Origin of the sequence: Streptococcus oralis, assembly GCF_001579175.1 — a bacterium.
GTDB lineage: Bacteria > Bacillota > Bacilli > Lactobacillales > Streptococcaceae > Streptococcus > Streptococcus oralis_O.
On sequence record NZ_KQ970759.1, the window covers coordinates 475,977 to 477,536 of the forward strand.

The window sequence follows — 1,560 nt, forward strand, 5'->3', positions numbered from 1 at the left end:
TGGGATAAATTGCCAATCTGTATGGCTAAAACTCAGTACAGTTTCTCAGACAATCCAAATGCACTTGGAGCGCCAGAGAACTTTGAAATTACCATTCGTGAATTGGTACCAAAATTAGGTGCAGGCTTCATCGTTGCCTTAACTGGTGATGTCATGACCATGCCAGGACTTCCAAAACGACCAGCAGCTCTCAATATGGATGTTGAAAGCGACGGAACCGTTCTAGGCTTGTTCTAAGATTTAGATGAGATTAAAAGAGTTTGGAAATGCTATCCAAGCTCTTTTTCCTGTCAAAGAATAACCTCAACTTCATTTGAAAAATACATGTTTTGTAAGCACTGATGAAAATTTGTCTTGTCAAAGTGTTCTCTGTTAAGTTTCTATTTTCCCTGATTTCTGATATAATAGAAACATTGACTTCAAGAGTAAGGAAGAGAAGATGAACGCATTATTGAATGGAATGAATGACCGTCAGGCTGAGGCGGTGCAAACGACAGAAGGCCCCTTGTTAATCATGGCGGGGGCTGGCTCTGGAAAGACTCGTGTTTTGACCCACCGTATTGCTTATTTGATTGATGAAAAAATGGTCAATCCTTGGAATATCTTGGCCATTACCTTTACCAACAAGGCTGCGCGTGAGATGAAAGAGCGTGCTTATGGTCTTAATCCAGCTACTCAGGACTGTCTGATTGCGACTTTTCACTCCATGTGTGTTCGTATTCTGCGTCGTGATGCAGATCATATCGGCTACAATCGTAATTTCACTATTGTAGATCCTGGTGAACAGAGAACCCTCATGAAACGAATCCTCAAGCAATTAAACTTGGACCCTAAAAAATGGAATGAACGAACCATTTTGGGGACTATTTCCAATGCTAAGAATGACTTGATTGATGATGTGGCTTATGCTGCCCAAGCTGGAGATATGTACACGCAAATCGTGGCTCAGTGTTACACAGCCTATCAAAAAGAGCTTCGTCAGTCTGAGTCCGTTGACTTTGATGATTTAATCATGTTGACCCTGCGTCTTTTTGATCAAAATCCTGATGTCTTGACCTACTACCAGCAGAAGTTCCAATACATTCACGTGGATGAGTACCAAGATACCAACCATGCCCAGTATCAATTGGTCAAACTCTTGGCTTCACGCTTTAAAAACATCTGTGTGGTCGGTGATGCGGACCAGTCTATCTATGGTTGGCGTGGTGCGGATATGCAAAATATCTTAGATTTTGAGAAAGACTATCCCAAAGCTAAGGTTGTCTTGTTAGAAGAAAACTATCGCTCAACCAAAACCATTCTCCAAGCCGCCAATGATGTCATTAAAAATAATAAAAATCGTCGTCCTAAGAATCTCTGGACTCAGAATGCTGATGGGGAGCAGATTATTTATTATCGTGCCAATGACGAACAAGATGAAGCTGTTTTTGTAGCCAAAACCATTGATGAACTTGGTCGTAGTCAAAACTTTCTCCACAAGGATTTTGCAGTTCTTTATCGGACTAATGCGCAATCTCGTACTATTGAGGAGGCCCTGCTTAAGTCCAATATTCCTTATAC

2 protein-coding genes are annotated in these 1,560 nt (G+C 41.3%); both read left to right on the forward strand.

Going from position 1 to position 1,560, the window contains the following annotated elements; translation table 11 throughout:
* Window positions 1–237 (forward strand): formate--tetrahydrofolate ligase (locus SORDD24_RS11565; protein ID WP_231082661.1); only part of this gene is annotated, 237 nt, incomplete at its 5' end.
* 202 nt (window positions 238–439) lie between these two features.
* Window positions 440–1,560: UvrD-helicase domain-containing protein (locus SORDD24_RS02395; protein WP_155720117.1), on the forward strand; the 1,121-nt coding region annotated here is incomplete at its 3' end.